At 42.5% G+C, this 19,217-nt stretch carries 11 protein-coding genes; 3 read left to right on the top strand and 8 right to left on the bottom strand.

The genetic code is table 11. The annotated features are described in order from the left end of the window. Positions 1-76 precede the first annotated feature (76 nt). Positions 77-2,830 (top strand): substrate-binding domain-containing protein, encoded by a 2,754-nt coding sequence (locus M2419_RS23570; RefSeq protein WP_259255741.1) that lies wholly within the window; start codon positions 77-79, stop codon positions 2,828-2,830. 21 nt (positions 2,831-2,851) lie between these two features. On the opposite strand, the gene M2419_RS23565 is transcribed toward M2419_RS23570, so the two are convergent. The 5 genes from M2419_RS23565 to M2419_RS23545 form a co-directional block, all read right to left on the bottom strand. Beyond that, positions 2,852-3,622, bottom strand: coding sequence for an ABC transporter permease (locus tag M2419_RS23565; RefSeq protein ID WP_182982443.1), 771 nt, complete (start codon positions 3,620-3,622; stop codon positions 2,852-2,854). Beyond that, complete coding sequence (locus tag M2419_RS23560; protein WP_182982444.1) at positions 3,615-4,520, bottom strand: ABC transporter ATP-binding protein; 906 nt, start codon at positions 4,518-4,520, stop codon at positions 3,615-3,617. The genes M2419_RS23565 and M2419_RS23560 overlap by 8 nt, the downstream gene beginning before the upstream one ends. A gap of 4 nt (positions 4,521-4,524) precedes the next feature. Next, on the bottom strand, positions 4,525-5,796 hold the full coding sequence (locus tag M2419_RS23555; RefSeq protein WP_259255740.1) for an erythromycin esterase family protein: 1,272 nt from the start codon (positions 5,794-5,796) through the stop codon (positions 4,525-4,527). A gap of 289 nt (positions 5,797-6,085) precedes the next feature. Next, positions 6,086-7,702, bottom strand: coding sequence for a RagB/SusD family nutrient uptake outer membrane protein (locus tag M2419_RS23550; protein ID WP_259255739.1), 1,617 nt, complete (start codon positions 7,700-7,702; stop codon positions 6,086-6,088). A gap of 9 nt (positions 7,703-7,711) precedes the next feature. Then, positions 7,712-10,825: a TonB-dependent receptor gene (locus M2419_RS23545; RefSeq protein WP_259255738.1), complete on the bottom strand. Its 3,114-nt coding sequence runs from the start codon at positions 10,823-10,825 to the stop codon at positions 7,712-7,714. A 323-nt stretch (positions 10,826-11,148) separates the two neighbouring features. Between M2419_RS23545 and M2419_RS23540 the strand changes: the two genes are divergently transcribed. Next, positions 11,149-12,393, top strand: a complete 1,245-nt coding sequence (locus M2419_RS23540) for a glycoside hydrolase family 71/99-like protein (protein ID WP_159729321.1) — start codon at positions 11,149-11,151, stop codon at positions 12,391-12,393. A gap of 3 nt (positions 12,394-12,396) precedes the next feature. Continuing rightward, entirely contained in the window at positions 12,397-14,883 is a 2,487-nt protein-coding gene (locus tag M2419_RS23535) for a glycosyl hydrolase family 95 catalytic domain-containing protein (protein ID WP_159729323.1), read from the top strand. 190 nt (positions 14,884-15,073) lie between these two features. On the opposite strand, the gene M2419_RS23530 is transcribed toward M2419_RS23535, so the two are convergent. The 3 genes from M2419_RS23530 to M2419_RS23520 form a co-directional block, all read right to left on the bottom strand. Beyond that, positions 15,074-17,329, bottom strand: a complete 2,256-nt coding sequence (locus M2419_RS23530) for a GH92 family glycosyl hydrolase (RefSeq protein WP_259255737.1) — start codon at positions 17,327-17,329, stop codon at positions 15,074-15,076. 97 nt (positions 17,330-17,426) lie between these two features. Further along, on the bottom strand, positions 17,427-18,407 hold the full coding sequence (locus tag M2419_RS23525; protein ID WP_259255736.1) for a family 43 glycosylhydrolase: 981 nt from the start codon (positions 18,405-18,407) through the stop codon (positions 17,427-17,429). A gap of 69 nt (positions 18,408-18,476) precedes the next feature. After that, the gene (locus M2419_RS23520; protein ID WP_075991603.1) at positions 18,477-19,208 is read right to left on the bottom strand and encodes a DUF3823 domain-containing protein; all 732 of its coding nucleotides are present in this window, start codon (positions 19,206-19,208) and stop codon (positions 18,477-18,479) included. Positions 19,209-19,217: the final 9 nt, after the last annotated feature.

The following is a 19,217-nucleotide window of genomic DNA, read 5'->3' as shown; positions in this document are numbered from 1 at the left end:
AATATACACTAACACGACCACTGTTACCCCAAAAAATCTAAATAATGTATATTCGGATATTTAAGGGAAAAAAATCATGGGAAAATATTTCATTTTTAGTGGCATATTGACCTTGCTTCTTTTTTGTGGATGTCAACCAATGGTCCGGAAGAAAAAGCAGGTCATCGCTTTTTCGCAGTGTATCGGAAACGATGCCTGGCGACAAACGATGCTCGAGGAAATGAAAAGGGAACTTTCCTTCAATCCCGATATTGACTTTCTTTATCGCGACGCACATGGCGACAATAATGTACAGATCAATCAAATTCGCGAATTAGTCAAACAGGATATCGATCTTCTGATTGTATCCCCAAATGAGGCCGAGCCACTCACGCCAATTGTGGATTCTGTATTCCAACGCAATATACCTGTCATCGTAACAGACCGTAAGACGTCCTCCGGCCAATATAATGCTTATGTGGGCGCCGACAATCTCGCCATCGGGAAACTGGCCGGTCAATATAGCCGTACAATTTTACAAGGAAAGGGTTCGGTCGGATTAGTCACAGGGCTATCGGGCACCTCGGCTTCAATAGAGCGTGAAAAAGGCTTTATGCAGCAAATTGGAGATGCCACAGCGCTTCAGGTGAGCGGCGTCATTCACGGCGGCTGGGAGAAAAATAAAGCCTATCTGGAAATGCGTAAGCATATAAACGTCATGAGCCAGAGTGATATCATCTTTACATTCAATGATCAGATGGCCATGGGGGTAAAAAAAGCATTGGACGAAGCCCAGATCAAAAAGGACATTAAGATAATTGGGGTTGATGCTCTTCCTGGTCCCGGAAATGGCCTTGAACAGATCATACAGGGCAAAATGTTTGCTTCCATACTCTACCCCACTGGCGGGGCAGAAGCCATTCGAACGGCCTTGGCTATCATCAACCACCAAAACTATCGCCGCGAGAATATACTCGCAACCTCTGTCATCGATAAAACCAACGCGGAGTTGCTTGCCCTGCAGTCGGATAAAATAAAACAACAGCAGCTCGATATTGACAAAAGGCAAGAGTTCATTACGGAACAGAATAAGATTTACCAAAGCCAAAAGTCCGTTCTTAATGTATTGGTCGTTAGCTTGGTGCTAGCTGTTGTCTTTGGGGGAATTTCTATTATCGTGATCAGGAGCAACTGGGAAAAGAACAAACACCTGGAAATCCAGAATAGCGAGATTCTTGCGCAACAAAAACAGATCGTCGAAATGAACAGTCAAATTCAGCAAGCGGCAGAAATCAAAAATAATTTCTTCACCAATATCTCGCATGAATTTAAAACCCCGCTGACCCTTATCATCGCGCCTATCGAGGACCTTGAATTACGAAAAGATCTTACCGAAGAGGTCAGAGAACAGTTGTCACGGATCAAACGGAATGCAAAAAAACTACAACGTTTGGTCAGCGACCTCATTGATATCCATCGCATCAGTAAATCGAAGATTAAGCTACATGCGGCCATCGTTTACATTGACCCATTTATTCAGCAGGTAATAGGTAGTTTCAAACCCTTATTTAAGAAAAACAGGATCTCCGTCAGTTATGTCAACAAAACAAGCTTGAAAGAGGTTTGGATGGACGAATACCTCATGGAACAGGTATTATCCAATTTATTGTCCAACGCGATCAAACATACGGCGACAAGTGGCAGAATTGAAATTATATTGGAAGAAAACAATTTCAAAGACTATTTCTATCTACGTGTATTGGATAATGGCCTGGGGATTGCCCCAAGTGATATTGAGCATATTTTTGATCCTTTTTATCAGGGCGCCAGTAGTCGTAATGGCTCCGGAATCGGCCTCTCCTACACCAAACAGATCATCGAACTGCATCATGGCCAAATCACTGTGAGTAGCAAACCCGGCCATGGGTCGATATTCACCCTACGTATGCCAATTGGAAATAGTCACTACGAGCCTGCTGAACTGGCCGATTTCGACAAAGGAGAAAAACCGCTGTTTCAACAAGACGACCTATTGGACGCCACACGAAAGATGGTAGACAACAATCTTTCTTTTCGATCCAACAAATCAAAAAGTATTATGGTCGTCGAAGATAATGATGAAATCAGAGATTATCTCCGCTCCCTCTTAGAAAGGGATTACAATCTTTTCCTGGCAAAAGATGTGCAACAAGCCAATGGGATGTTGAAAACACATTTTCCAGATCTAGTCATTACGGATATTATGCTTCCCGATGGTAGCGGTCTGGATATTCTAAAGGACATCAAAGCATTTTATCAGACCGCACATATTCCTGTCATCTTACTGAGTGCGCTCGCCAATGAAGATACGATGCTCGAAGGAAGTAAATTAATGGCCGATGACTACATTACTAAACCTTTCAATGCCGAATTACTGCGGACACGGATTTCAAACATCCTACAGTCACGCCATCAGCTTAAAGAAAAATACAGCAGCAATGTGGAACAGTTTGATAGCGCTCAAGCTGAGCAGGTCAATGATAACGATAGACGTTTTCTGAACAATTTCTCAGCGATTGTCGAATCCAAATTATCAGACCCGCGATTGAGTGTCGATGGCATTGCCAACGAGCTTCATCTCTCCCGCGTGCAGCTCTACCGTAAAGTCAAACAGTTGCTTGACTGCAGCGTCAATGATTACATTATCGAGCGAAGATTAAAGAAAGCCAAAAGCCTTATGGCTGAAGGACTAAACATCAACGAAATATTTAGCAGTGTCGGTTTTTCCTCAGCATCCTATTTCGCTTCGGCCTTTAAAAAGAAATATGGCCAGTCCCCAAGTACTTATAAAAAAGAACTTGACAAAAAATAGCCGATCAGGTGTGCATACAAATTAAAACTGTCCTTTCCGCTTGAATAAGTAAAAACTGATCAATAGAAATATGACGAGCATCAGTAAGTTGCTGTAGTCTAGCCGTGCAAAGGAATCATTCTCGGATAAGATATTCATTACCGCATTATAGGCACCTGTATAAGGGATAAAATCCGAAAAACTTTTCTGTGCGACAAGCACGGAAAAGACCAACATAAACATGCCTACTCCAATTGGGTAGATAAAGCTTCTGAACAATAGGCTTAGGGCAAGCTGAATCATAGCGATAGCCGAGAGCGTAATAAAAAGTTTCAAAAACGTATAAAAGATTACGACCCTAAAATCATAATTCTGAAACCCCAGTACGGGGTAAATCAGGCTGAGCAGATAACCACTGATCAGAAATGCAGCGTAAGCAAAAAGTATTGAAAACAGTAAGGTCAGCAGGATAAAGACGGCTTTGGAAAAGAAAATATTCGATTTACTGATGGGTAGGGTAAAGAGTATTTTATAATTGTTATTCTTATACTCGACATCACAACAGGCATAGACGAATAAAGCGACAAGGATGGGATAGAGCAGGTAAAAAAACTGAAAAACATATCGGCCAAGCAGAAGTTTCCAAGGGTTAGGAACCGCCACTGCCCCTCCTGAATCTATAACATCATAAATAATATAACCGGCAATCGCAAAAACGAGCACCATAGGGACGATTAGTACCCCAAAAATCTCCCTATTGCGTAGGAGTTTGTACTTTTCCGACAAGAAAGCGGTATAGCATGTATTAGCCATTTACACGAGCGATTAGGTTTATAAAAATTTGTTCAAGATCAGCACTACGGGATTCCAATCCATAAATATCAATCTGCTTTTCGACCAAAGATTTGATCATAAGACCAAATTGCAGATCATCGCCGATAGTGACGGCAACGCTTTCTCCATCGATTTTAACACCAGAAAACCCGCTATTTCGCAAAACCGAAGCCGTTGCTTCGGGGCTGGCTGTACGTAGGTACACCTCTCGGTCAACCTGTCCCAGCAACTCCTGTTTGGTTCCCTGGAAAATCATTTTCCCACCTTCAATGATACCAATGTGTGTCGCTATTTTTTCAAGCTCACTCAAAATATGACTCGAAAGAAAGATCGTTTTTCCCTGTTCGTTGAGATGACAAAACAAATTGCGCATTTCGACAATTCCCTGTGGATCGAGACCATTTAATGGTTCGTCCAGGATAAGCAATTGCGGATCATGAAAAATCGCCATCGCTATTCCCAGCCGCTGTTTCATCCCCATGGACAGGGCACTGGCTTTTTTCTTCTTTTCCCGATGAAGATCTACCATTTCCAATACTTCATCAATGCGTTTGTTGCCTTTTTTGTGGATGATATCCAAGTACTTTAAATTTTCAAAAACGGTCAATTTCGTATAATAGCATGGGGCCTCAATCAAGTTTCCAACATTGGCATAAACACCTGTGGGATGCGCTTTTAGACTATTTCCCTGAATAAAAATCGTATCTGCCTGATCCTCCAAAAGACCTAAAAGCAATTTGATTGTTGTGGATTTTCCCGCCCCATTTCGGCCGAGATATCCATAAATACTCCTGTCTGGGACTTGTAGGCTAATATTATCCAAGATTGTTTTTGCGCCTATTTTAAAGCTAAGTTGTTGTGTTAAGATACTTTCCATGCTGTTAGCGGTAAATTGGATCTTTATTGATATCGATATAGAAAATGCCATCGATAAACTCGTGCCATTTTCTTTCTTCATCAATCCCCTGATTAATGACTGAACTAAAACGCTGTTTTAACATGCTATTGTTGGGCAACTGACGAAGATCCAAAAAGAAATAGGGTGATTTAGTGGCATGAAATACATTTTCCACGGCCAACTTACCCACTCTATCGACAACACGGCCAGTTTTATCGTATCGTCCATAGGAAGTAAAGTCCAGGCTATACGCTTGAGCGCCGTATTTACGTTTTAGATAAGTCCCGAGGGGCCGATAATCTTTATTGTACGGCGCAGAAAAGCTATGGATATTGGCACACCAGACGATAATCTTTTTGCCGGCGTAAAGCGAATCGATCTGATAGGTTAGATTTTCCGCCATCAGTGAATCTCTAAAATGCATGCTCTGCATCGACCCAGTTTTATAGCGCCAAGATTTGTCAAAGTTGTGCTTCATATCAGACAGATATCGGCTATAGATCAGATGCTCCGAGTCTTTTACGCCGCTGCGGATCCTACGGTTCAACTCATCCAGTTCTGCCAGGAGCTGTTTTTTTTCGTTCGCATTGAGCCGTTTACTGGCAAAAGGTTCATAAGTTAGATACTCCAGCCTGTTGCTATTTTTTTTCAATAACGGATATTTGGTCGAATCTATCCCATTTTTAAGCAGAAAATCTTCCAATAATTTTACGCGTATATTTGATAAGCCCCTGCCTGAAAATTGGATATCAAATCCGCCGAGGATCATTGGATGCTCTGTTGATTTTGTTTTTTTATAATACGTTAAGAGGGGTTGATTTTCCTGATTTTGCCACCAGAAGTCAAATAGTCCGGTACCGCCGATCGTTTTTTCCTGCGACTTATCCATCAGGGTATCCATCTGTGCATTCATCATCCACATATCATACTGCCCTGCTTCATATAAAACAACATCATAATCCAGATGTTCGTGGAGGTAACGGATGATCCTGGCTTTCGCTTTAAAAGTTTCGCCATCATTGTGCATCATTTCGCCCAACATCAGGATTCTATTGTTTTTCAGCATAGTATCAAAAAAACTTAAATCCGAAAAATTACTATCGGTCATTAAGATACTTTTGACGTCTTGTTTATGACGATTTACTTCGGTTAATACTATCGTAGCGTTAGCTACGGGCATATCATCATAAACAAGTTTATTAAACGATAGGATTAGGACAATCGTTACCGCAAGTGCGCATAGAACACTTCTCATTTATCTTAGTTTATATAATTCATAATTGATCTATCTACTGCGTATCACGCTAAAGTAGGATATATTTTAATATAAGATGATCATTTTTTCTTTTTCCACAAAAAATTACACAAAAAAATTAGAAATATAACATGACAATAAAAAGGCGGTTAAGTGAGTATATCACTTAACCGCCTTGCTTGCTTGCTTGCTTGCTTGCTTGCTTGCTTGCTTGCTTGCTTGCTTGCTTGCTTGCTTGCTTGCTTGCTTGCTTGCTTGCTTGCTTCGTAAAAAATATAGCAGGAGAAAATTAATACCCTACATTTTGCTTCAACGTTCCTTTACTATTGTCGATGACAGCTTGTGGAATTGGCCACAATTCATTTTTTCCAGCTTTGAACGATCTATTTTCAGAGAAAAAACGATCAGTTAACGAAGTATAAGTAACCTTGCCTGTTTTAGGATCCACCGTACCTTTGGACAGCGCGCCATTTACAGGACCGTTCATTACGTCTTTGGCTATTCCCCAACGAATAATATCAAAGCGACGACGTCCTTCTCCGGCGAATTCTACACGCAGCTCACGACGTACCAATTCACGCAGTTTGCTCTGGCCACTGTATACGGATTTGTCTACTTTTGGCATCTTAGCGCGCTGGCGAACCAGATCGATATTATCATATACGGTATTATCGATAATCCCCAATTCAATCTTTGCTTCCGCATTTAACAAAAGCATTTCGGCATAACGCATCACAATAATGTTGGCACCTACGTTCCAAATGTTCGCATAACTGCCCGGATTTTGGATATATTTTTTATAGTTGTAAGCTGTGCTAGATGCATTATCTGGACCAGATGGATAATCTTCCGATTTCGGATTTAATGGATCGAAATATTTACCATTGTACAGTGCTCCTGGGTAAACAATTGTTGCGCCCAGGCGTGAATCTCTTTTTTCATATGGACTGGCAGGGTCATAAGATTTTGACTCGCCAATAGTCTGCCCATCGGCAGTTTCGTAAGCATCTACCAGACTCTGTGTTGGTACAATAGAACCCCATCCTCCCATTGAATTGGGCAGCATAATACCAAGTGAAGTATATCCTTGAATATTTACCAAATATTCGATAGTCATCATGACCTCACTGTTATTTTCATTTGCCTCTTCAAATAAGGTCGCATAATCATCGAATAATTTATAATTAGCCGAAGAAATGATCTCCTGTGTTGTATTGATGACATCCTGGTATTTCTTCTCAAAAGCATAACAGCGCGCCAATAAACCAAGGGCAGCACCTTTGGACATACGGCCGCCTCCCTTAGCAAACGACAAATCTGCAGCAGCTTCTTTCAATTCTTTTTCCACAAATTCCAATACTTCCTTTTGCGTATTTGCAGGCACAAACGAATTTTCTGTAGTCAAAGTTTTCGTAATGATAGGTACTCCCCCAAATAAGGTGGCCATATCAAAATACTTGTATGCTCGTATAACGCGTACTTCGGCGGTCAGCCGCTTCTTCTTTTCAGCATTAACCGGCGATTTTTCAATATTTTCAAGGATGTAATTGGCACGACGGATATGCTCGTACGTATAGCGTGCCTCTGCATTTCCAGAGTTTGTCGGTGTTGCGGTGCCATTTCCTAAAGCCTGGAATCCTTCCCAAGGGAAATCACTATTGGAGTTATCCGACGTACAGTCCATGTAAAAGATCTGGGTACCGTCTTCCCAAGCAGATCCTTCGGCCAGCTTACCGTCACTTCCCCTTGTACCACTGTACAAACCTGTTACAGCAAAATCGGTTTCAGCTTCCGTTTTCCAAAAATTATCGGCATTATATGCATCCAACGGTTCCTGATCAAGTTTTTGACAAGAGAACAGTAAGGTGGCTACGCTCAATGCAATCGTTATATTTCTAAGTTTCATGATTTTCAATTAAAAGTTTACGTTAAGACCAAACACATTTGTTTTCACCTGTGGGTAGTAATTACCTCTAGAATCCGCTGGAGCCTCCGGATCAAATCCTTTAGCAAATCCGGTAAAAGTCAAGAGATTTTGTCCACTATAGTATACTTTAGCCCCCTTAATACCGATTCTATCCGTAAACGTTTTTGGTAAGGTATAACCGAAGGTGATATTCTTCAAGCGGACATAACTTGCATTCTGGATCCAGAAATCGGAAGGAGTGCCTGAAGGGCTATTTTGTGACCAACTGGTCAACGCCCTCGGCATAGATCCGTTTGGATTGGTCTCTGCATTGAAACGATCGGCAAAAATGGTTGTCGGTTTATCCGATCCCGAGATACCGCCAATGGCTTCACCCCAAAGATAGCCCTGTACTTTAGCCGCACCTTGGAAGAATAGGCTCAGATCAAAGTTTTTATAACTCATATTGGAGGTCAGACCAAAGATAAATTTTGGATCAGGCGAACCTAGATATACACGGTCATTTCCATCGATTTTTTTATCGCCATTCTGATCTTTATAGATAATATCACCAGCACCTACAGTTCCGTTCACACCTTGAATGCCACTGTTTTTATATTCTTCGTCCGAACGATAGATTCCAGCAGTTTCGTAGCCATAAAACGAACGGATTGGTCGTCCCTGCTCATAGATATAGAAAGTTCCATTGACCTGAGGTTCGTCACTAGCCCATTTTTTGATCTGGTTGTTGATATAAGAACCGTTTGCGGCAATGCTATATTTGAAATCTCCGATACTATTTTGATAATTTACTTGTAGCTCTACCCCATTATTTTGCACTTTCCCTGCATTTTGGTAAGGTGCTGGAAGACCATATAAGTTTGATACAGGCAGTTTTAATAACACGCCATCAGTTTTACGGTCAAAGTATTCAAATACAAAGCCCAGATTATTTTTGAAGTTCAGGTCTAGACCAATATTGGTACTTGTCGTTGACTCCCATTTTAATATTGGGTTTGCCGATTCTACGATGGCCCCACCGGAACTAATCTCACCACCAAAAGAATAGTTATAACCAGGAGTAATGGTAAATAAGCCTGGATAATAAGCGTCGGAAGAAGGATATGAATTGTCTGATGTTGCCGCTAATTGTTGGTTTCCTAGTTTACCCCAACCGCCTCTTAATTTCAATTCTGAGATTACATCGGACAAAGAAGATTCTTTAAAGAAATCTTCCTGAGAAATACGCCAGCCGGCTGAAAACGACGGGAATGTACTCCAACGATTGCTTCCCAAGAATCGCGATGTTCCATCACGTCTCACATTGGCTTCCAATAGGTACTTGTCCGCAAATGCATAATTGATACGACCGAAGAAAGAGCGTAATATTAGCTTTTTGGCTCCTCCATCGACTTTCATTCCGTCCTTGCTACCCAAATTCAGTTCCGAAAAATCATTATTTAAGAAACCTTGTGCATAAGCACTGGAGTAATCCGCACGGAATGTTTCATCCATAAAACCGCCTAAAACATTGATCTGATGGTTACCAATCTTTTTGTCATAGGTCATCAAGGTTTGAAAAGTCAATCGTTCGGATTGGAAGTTATAAACAGTCAAATTATTCACCCCTTGCTTAGGTCCCAAATCACCATTTGGCGCATAGTATTGGATGTCTTTGACAAATTTGGAAGACATATTGTCAATCGGTTGAAAGCCTACAACCTGTTTGATCTTCAGTCCATCCATAATCTGAAATTCGCCGGAGAAATTGACCTGTGTATGTTTATAGGTCATATTATCCTTGGCTTCGAGATCCATCCAAGCAATTGGGTTACCATCGCTACCACGACCATATACGCCATTGCTGTATTTATAAGGAATAAAACTAGGAATACGGTTTACCTGTCTAAAGATCTGCGCCATATCACCGGTATAGGGGTTTACGGGTTCGGTGATGCGTTGATAATTATACGCCAGTCCTAAATCAAATCGAAGTCTTGAAGATACTTTTGCACCAACATTTGTGCGTAAATTATAACGGTCAGAGCTCGCTACCTTGATAACGCCTTTTTGTCCTAAGTAGCCTCCCGAAGCCATATATTGCACATCTTCTGTTCCACCTGTGACCTGCAAATTATGTGATTGTTGAAAGCCCGATCCTTTGTAGAGCAGTCCTAACCAATCCGTATTGGGATGACCGTCCGGATCAGATCCATTTTTGAAAAGTTCAAGATCCTGCTGGGAAAAACGCTGTGTCTTCCCTTCATTTTTAAGGGCTTCATTTAAGATAACAGCATGGTCATAAGAGTTCATATACTCCGGTAGACGTGTTGGATCCTGAATACCGGCATAGCCTGTATAATTCAATTGCGGCTTGCCACTACCGCCCTTTTTGGTCGTAATCAAGATAACCCCGTTTGCAGCCTTAGAGCCATAAATTGCTGCACTAGGTCCGTCTTTCAATACCGAAACACTTTCAATATCGTTGGGGTTGATATTATTCATCGAGCTTTCTATTCCATCGACAATAACAAGCGGATTCGCATTATTGATGGTACCCAGCCCACGAATACGGATCGTACCGTTGTCTTTACCGGGCTGTCCTGAATTTTGGGTAATCGTTACACCCGAAAATTTACCCTGGATCGCAGAAGATACATTGGTAACCGGACGATCCTGTAGATCTTTTGACGTGATCGCCTGTACTGCACCGGTTAAATTTACCTTCTTTTGTTTAGCAAATCCCACAACGACCACTTCCTCCAAAGCCTCATTATTACTTTCCAGCTGAATGGATAGGGTCGTTCCTGTAACTGTCACTTCTTTGGTTTTGTAGCCAACGCTACTAACAAGCAAAATATCTCCAGCTTTAGCTCGAATAGCAAATGTTCCCTTTGCATCTGTAGATGTTGATACCGATGTCCCTTTGACCGAAACAGTCGCAGCCGCAAGAGGACCATCTTCTGCAGTTACTTTCCCGGTAACTTGGTTCTGCGTGGCCTCATTTGCTGTATGTTTAAATGCAATCGGCATTTCTGCGGCCCACAAACTTTGCGAAGACGCAACAAGAAGAGCAATAGCAAGCAGGCTTACCTTTTGGTTACTTGTAAATTTTGAAATCATAATTAAATAGTTAGTAAAATTGAGTCTGTCAGTTTAGTATTAGATTGACTGGTTCAGCCCATTAAATTAGAGGGATATTTTATGGGAACAAAACAACGGTGTCACGAAATCGATTGCGCAAATAACGCAATCGATTGACTTTTATTTATTGAAATTCACTTTGTCACTTTTTTAGTATAAAAAACAATGCAACCGGCTGCATCCAAGCTGGAACGCTGTTGTTATATTAAAAACAAATACTTATATGTTCCATTAATACTTTATTAATGGACTATTAATTGGGTTAATCGATATTTAGCATGATAACTTAATTATAAATCGATATGATAGCTAAAACGCTCAAATTCCATCTTCTTGGCATCTGTCTACTTTTTTCGGTAGGCTTACTATTCGCACAAAAACAATACGACTCGTATAGCGGCCTTGTTATGGCCGGCTACCAAGGCTGGTTCAATAGTCCTACGGATGGTGCAGACCGCGGATGGTACCATTACCGTGGAAAAAACGGATTCCAACCCGGTTCTACAAATATCGATTTTTGGCCAGACGTCAGCGCCTATCAAATAACCTATGACAGTCCTTTTATGACAAAAGATGGAAAGCCCGCTAAACTCTATAGCGCACATGACTATTCTTCCGTCAACCTTCATTTTAAATGGATGCAACAATACGGAATCGATGGCGTATTTATGCAACGATTCGTGGGTGAGATCGCTAACCCCAGTGGTCGCAACCACTTCAATACGGTCCTGACTTCGGCTATTCGTTCAGCCAATGAATTTGACCGCGCAATCTGCGTGATGTACGACCTTAGTGGCATTAAAGAGGACGACGACAAAATCTTAATGGACGATGTAGCCGCCCTTGAAAAAGAATGGAACCTCAAAAAGCGGGATCGCGCCAAAACCTATCTTTTTCATCATGGCAAACCACTGATTGCCGTTTGGGGTATCGGATTTAACGACGGTCGCAAATATAATCTCAAAACAGCCGAACGTATTGTCAATTACCTCAAACAAAACGGCTATAGCGTCCTTCTTGGCGTACCGACTTATTGGCGTGAATTACGCCAGGATACTGAATCCGATCCATTTTTGCATGAACTCATCAAAAAATCAGATATCATTATGCCTTGGTTTGTTGGTCGATATAATCAGGCCGGATTCGATCAGTTCAAATCCCTGATCAAAGATGATATGGACTGGTGCAAACAACATCAAATCGATTATGCTCCACTTTGCTTCCCGGGATTCTCCTGGACTAACATGACTGGGAGTTCACGTGCGTTCGTCCCACGTGATTCCGGAAATTTCTTATGGAAACAATTACAGTATAACCTTTCAATTGGTGCCCAAATGCTCTACATCGCCATGTTTGATGAAGTCGATGAAGGTACCGCCATATTCAAGACACTGCATCAAAAAGATGTCCCACTTAATGGAACAGGTTCATTTGTCGGTATTGAAGATAATCTTCCAAATGATCATTATCTTTGGTTAACCGGACAGGCAAGCAAATACCTAAAAACCAAAACCTCAGTCCCCGTAAAACAACCAAAAAGAAACTAAAAGATGAAAATAAAAACGCTCCTATACTGCGCACTGCTACTGATGGGCAACACAACAATTAAGGCACAGCAGTCTACTAAAATAATAGATGCCCCAGCTAGTCAGCGGCAACATAAGATCACGCAATTCTGGACAGACCGCACACAGATTCAATCGGCTGCAAGTCTCTCCGCAGGACCTTTAACGTTATCCTATGCACGCCCCGCAGGAGTTTGGGAGGAAGCTCTACCGCTAGGTAACGGTCAGCTCGGTGCTATGGTTTTTGGTGGTGTCGCCGATGAACGCGTCCAACTGAACGAAAGTACGCTTTGGGCCGGTCATCCGCAGGATCCCAATAATCCCAAGGGGAAAATGTATCTACCTCGCATACAACAACTTCTTTTTGAAGGTAAAAATAAAGAAGCAATCGACCTTGCAGACACAACTTTGATGGGCTTACCCAAAAACATCAAACCCTATCAGTCGCTTGGCGAACTATGGTTTGATATGCCCCATCTTAAAGCTGAACAGTATGCGCGCTCGCTTGATCTTGAGCGTGCATTGCAACAAACAAGCTACGTGTATAATGGTGTCAAGTTCTTTCGCGAGTCATTCATTTCAGCTCCTGCCAACGCGATGGTCATCCATTATACAGCAAACAAGAAACAGGCACTCGATCTAAACTTCACCTGGAAAAGAGCCCAGGATTTCAGTTGCACGGCTGATCCGACAGATCCCACACAATTGCTACTTCAGGGGCAGATTGGCCAATCTGCTCACGCCAATGAGCGCGGAACAAAGTTTGCCGCAATTGCAAAAGTAATCCTTAAAGGCGGTAAACTTATCAATGCCGACGGCCGCATAGCGATTACCGGAGCAGATGAGATTACCATCATCGTCACCGCTGCTACGGATTATCCCGGATTGAAGCATATCGCCTATCCACAAACCCCGGTGGATATTGATCCACTTGCAAGCTGCCGCAAGGTAATCAGTAGCCTGAACAAACAGCATTATCAACAGTTAAAACAGGCTCATATAGAAGATTACCAACAGTATTTTAATCGCGTCAAGTTGAATCTTCCAGATCCAGAACAAGATAAACTCGCAAAACTACCCACCGATTCACTCATTCGGTTGACAAAAGAATTGCAAAAGGTACCTAATACCTTAGTCAACAAATTCTTTCAGTTTGGTCGTTACCTTTTAATCAGCAGCTCCCGTCCAGGACATATGCCGGCAAATTTGCAGGGCTTATGGGCTTGGCAGATGGATCCACCTTGGAATGCTGATTTTCATACCAATATTAATTTGCAAATGAACTATTGGCCTGCCGAGGTAACCAATCTTTCTGAATTGCATAAGCCCCTATTTGACCTGACCAAGGCATTAATCCCTTTTGGTGAGCGTACCGCAAGCAAGCTCTATGGAGCCAAAGGCTGGGTGGTACATCATCTCACCGATGCCTGGGGCTACACAGCTCCAGCCGATGGCGTACAGGGCATTTGGCCCATGGGATCGGCCTGGATGGCGCAGCACCCCTGGGAACATTATAACTATACTGGCGACCGAGAATTTTTAAAAGTCCAGGCTTATCCTATTATGAAAGGAGCGGCTGAATTTATTTTGGATTTTATGGTCAAAATCCCCCAAGGTAAATCATTTGCCGGTTATTGGACCACCAACCCTTCACATTCCCCTGAGAATAGTTTTATCCTACCATCGGGTGAAGTTTCCAGTTTTACCTACGGTGCCACCATGGATACACAGATTATCCGCGACCTCCTGCAAAATTGTGTTGAAGCCACAAAGCTCTTAGATTGCGATCCTGATTTCAGACAACGCTGTCAAGCTGCCTTAACCAAACTTATTCCAACACAAATCAGCAAAGAAACAGGCCGCATTATGGAATGGATCGAAGATTATAAAGAGACTGAGGTAAATCACAGGCATACGTCACATTTATTTGGTTTGCATCCGAGCAACCAGATTTCAATCGTTAATACGCCCGAACTAGCCGAAGCTGCAAAAAAGACACTATTAAGTCGGGGCGATCATGGTACAGGTTGGAGTCTGGCCTGGAAAATCAATATGTGGAATAGATTGCATGACGGAGAACATGCCTACCGCTTATTGTATAACCTGATCAGTGATAAGACACTGCCCAATCTGTTCGATAATCACCCACCCTTCCAGATTGACGGGAACTTTGGCGCGACCGCAGCGATTGCCGAAATGCTGCTGCAAAGTCAGGTCAGGGACAAAAACAACAATTACCTCATCGAGCTGCTACCCGCTCTAAGTCACAACATGGATCAGGGAAGCGTAACCGGACTTAAAGCAAGAGGAAATCGTACGGTGAATATACAATGGGAAAACGGTAAGCTTAAGAAAGCCGAAATCCTACCCAGCAGTAGTGGTCCGGTCTGTATCAGCTATGCAGGTAAACAGATCGAACGGAATGGAACAAAAGGTACAGCAGTCTTGATTACCCCCGATATGTTTCAATAAGGGAGTGTTCATCCATATTTGAGCTGCTTATCAAAGTTTTGGTTATTCGATTTAAAGCAAGGCGAATATCCTACCGCGTATAGACAATAGTACACAGCTATCCATAAACAAAAGCGCTGTTGATCGATGATCAACAGCGCTTTTTACTTTTTTTACTTTCTGACATACACATGCTGGTAAGCAAGCTTTGTTAGTTCCCCCAATTTCGATTTGCGCTATCCCCCATCACAAATTCCAATGTACCACCTTTCAGCACATCGGCATGGGTCAGCTGTGGAACGTTCAGCGGCTGCCCATTTAATTTCGCCGATTGAATGTATTTGTTTTTTGCAGATGCATTCTTGCCGATAATTACAAAAGACTTGCCATTAGGAAGCTGTATGCTCACTTTCTGAAAAAATGGAGATCCGATGCTGTAGGAAGTCAGACCTGGTGTTACAGGATAGAAGCCCATTTGGGAAAAGACCACAAAAGCTGACATCCCGCCACCATCTTCATCACCCGGTATCCCCATTAGATCGTTTCTAAACCACTCACCGATCAGTTTATGTATTCGTTTCTGCGTCATCCAAGGTTGTCCGGCATAATTATAGAGATAAGGAATATGCAAAGCCGGCTCGTTCGCCATAGAAAATTGTCCAACATTACCTGTATGATCGGGAAGCTGTGCATAAAAATCAAATTTCGACCGACCCAAAGGCTGCTGAAACATCTCATCGAGGTACTTGACAAACAATTCATTTCCCCCCATCAATTTGATCAGATCCGGAATATTGTGCTGTACATCCCAGCGATAGATCCAGGCATTGTTTTCACCATAATACTCCCGTGCTCCCTGTCCGCCAGAAAACACATAATCAAAAGGCATGATAAAATTTCCCTTGTCATCTTTGGGATGGAAAAATTTGGTCTGTTCGTTGAAAAGATTTCGATAATTGAAAGATTGCTTCATAAAGAGATCATAATCAGCCTGAATACCCAATTCTTGAGCAAGCTGTGCCAAGCACCATAAGTCGTAAGAGGTACCCAAGGTTACAGCGACAGGTTGTCTCCGTTCAAAACCGTTTATTTCTGGTATCGTTTCTTTTTCACCTGGGTACAATGCTGGAATATAGCCTTTCTCCTTAAAAAATTCGTCTAATTTCCCCGCGGCTTTACCCGACCAAGGAGCCAGCGTCTTTTCTGTAATCGCACCTTTTGCTGCCAGATAGGCTTTCTTGATATCAAAATTACGCACGCCTTTGCGGTAAGCATCCAACAAAGTTGCTACACCATGATTGGAATTCATCCGTCTACTATCGCCGGTAATCTCAGGAAAAGTAGGTAACCAAGGCTGCTCCATTTGTTCAGACATCCGGACAAAAGAATTGAGGATCAAAGATTCTGTGCCTGGCTCTAACAGTACCCGCAATGGATGATGTGCACGGTAGGAGTCCCAGATCCAGTCATCGGTAAAAAAAGGTTTGCCCTCGTCCTGATGTACCTTACCGTCGAACGCACTATAATAACGTCCATCCTCAGAAATATTGACTGGCCTTTCGTAGGTGCGGTATAAGGAGGTATAAAACACATGCTTATTGGACTCACTGTCGCCTTCCACCGCAATTTTACCTAAAGCATCGTTCCATATTTTACGCCCTTTTTCAGCCAGCTTCTTTTGGTCAAAATCGCTGATTTCACGTTTCAAATTGGCTTTTGCTTGTGCGACATCGATAAATGAAACACCATATTTCATGCGCAAGCTAGTCCCTGCCTGATTAAACTCCAATACCATACACGAATTCTTACCTGCAGTTTCTGTTGCATTTTCCAGTTGTTGACCCTGCAGTCGCTTTACCGCAACAGGCTTGGATTCGGGAATAGCATAAATATACACGTGCGTGCCATTACCAATATCCTGTGTACCCGAAAGTCCCTGCCCGTCCCATTGAAGTTTCCCTTCCTGTGAGTTGAACTGAAGGTATTTTGTCGAAGTTGTCGGAAACGTAAAGGTATACATCCCCGACTGATGCGACAGCGCATAGTCTACTTGAATATTCTCTTGATCCAATAGCACCGAATAGGCATACGGATGTATTTCCTCCTGATCGTAACTATACAGTTGTACCGGTTTCAAACTGCCCGGCAATTTCACCATGGGACTAAGATTGAAAGCCGATTTTCCACGATGGCTGGTAACGATAAGCGGCAGACCAAACAGACGGTCCGACGTATAGTCTCCCCGCTCAGGATAAACGCGCAAAAGGCTGTTTGGCAAGTGAACCGTTGGGTAGGTTGGCACCAATAAATGGCTGATGTTTCCCATATAAGGATTGACATAGTCAACATAATCTTTCGTCATTTTAGCTTGGGAAAAACCTTTTAGCATACTGACCGAAAGAAGAGAACAGCAACATATTGTGCGTAACAATGTATTGGTTTTACGTTTGATATTCTTCGTTAGCATTTTAAACAATTAAGTGTTCGATGGTTTAAGGGCGAAACAGTTGTTCCGCCCCTAAAGTTAATTTTTTTTGGCAACATCTCGTCTTCGTGTCCATCGATTATTTGGGACCTGTCAATAAGCCGGTCTGCTTTACCTTCTTGATACTGCCGTCCTTATTGTACTCCAAGCGGTCTACGCAGATGGAACGAAGCCAATCGTTGAATTCGCCATTTTTTTGTGACAATTCACTGTTATGGTAAAAAGCGTACCATTTACCTTTAAACTTGACAATGGAGCCATGGTTTGTATAGCTATTCGTCGGATCCATATAGATGCCCATTGATTTCCATGGTCCCATTGGACTATCACTTACCGCATAGCGCATGCGGTTATCCCCTTTTACTCCATCTTTCCAGTTCTCATCGTGATTGTCAGAATAGGACAGATAATATTTTCCATTATACTTGTGTACCCATGAAGCTTCGTGAAAATCTTCCAAACCTTCCATCTTTTGCAATTCACCATCAATCTCCATCATATTGTCTTTGAGCTTACCCGCTTTACAGACACCACCGCCCCCCTGATAAAAATAGGCCTGTCCATTATCATCGATAAAGATGTGCGGATCAATAAGTGCTTCGGCCCCCTTTACATAGCCCTGTACCACAAAATCTTTTGCTGGTGATTTACTCGTAGCTACACCAATTTTCCAGGTCTTATTCCACTCGGTACCACTTGGGTGTGGAAAATAAAAATAATAAGTACCATTTCTATAGACACAATCCGGAGCCCACATAAATCCACCTTCTTTTCTACCCCAAGGGACTTGTGAGGCGCGTAATATTTCGCCATGATCGGTCCATGTTTTCATATCCGCAGTCGAAAACACATGATACTGATCCATCAGATCGCAACCTTGAGGCGGAGCAATATCATGTGAAGCGTACACATACAGGCGGCCATCGGCCCATACCCGTGCCGAAGGATCTGCGGTATACATATGTTTGATAAATGGATTATCTTGCGCCTGCAAGTGTGTGGCAAAAAATAATGTCATGCCCAATAGGCATCTGGAACCTGCTTTGATAAATTGTTTCATCCGAATAATTATTTAGTATTGAGTAGTAGTAGCGGGCACCAAGTCCCGCTTGTTGTTTAGATTCTTTACTTAAGGTACTTTAATAACCTCCACTTCCGAATAATTGAATTTTTCGTAGGTGTCGCGCACCTTTGCACCCATCCGTACATAATAGGTGTACCCTGATTTCAATGGAATATCCTTGATCGTGTAAGTTTCCTTTCCTTCTCCGGTCTGCATATTGCCGATATTTTCCCAGTTTTGATTGATCAATGCGCGATATTCATCCTTATAATACGCATCAATACGGTTGCCAGCCCCACAGTATGGTGTCAGACTCAGGAATGGGCGAACCTCAATCACTTGCGGCAATCCACCCGTAATAGGTGCGGCAAGCGTACAGGAGATTTCTAATTTATTTTCCGCTTTTAAGGTCCACTTCACATTTTTGATCTGTAGGTAGGGCGTCACCTCAAAGTTTTGCTCTGCATTAGCACCCAGTTGGTAACCTTCGATCTTCTGTGCTGGCCAAAATGCACCGCCATAGGGCTGGAGGGTATACGTTGCCTGAAAGAGTTTTGTATGGTTATACGATCCGTCCTGCTTGACGGCAATATCCTGCGGTGCGGGATTGTCGCTCCAACTGGTTTCTAGCAAACGGATGCTAAATTCGCCCTGTCCGGTCAGGAAGGGTTTATTCGTTACCTTATCAATGACCTGCCCTTTCATACTCGCATTCGGGCCATCGTAATTATCTGTTTTCGAACAGGCATTTAAAAATAACAAGCCTGTCAATGCTGTAAATAAATATATCGTTCTCATTTCCGCTCA

Source organism: Sphingobacterium sp. BIGb0116, assembly GCF_024808035.1.
GTDB classification, from domain to species: domain Bacteria; phylum Bacteroidota; class Bacteroidia; order Sphingobacteriales; family Sphingobacteriaceae; genus Sphingobacterium; species Sphingobacterium paramultivorum.
Note: the sequence above shows the minus strand (reverse complement) of the source record. Positions and strands in the feature narration are given on the sequence as shown.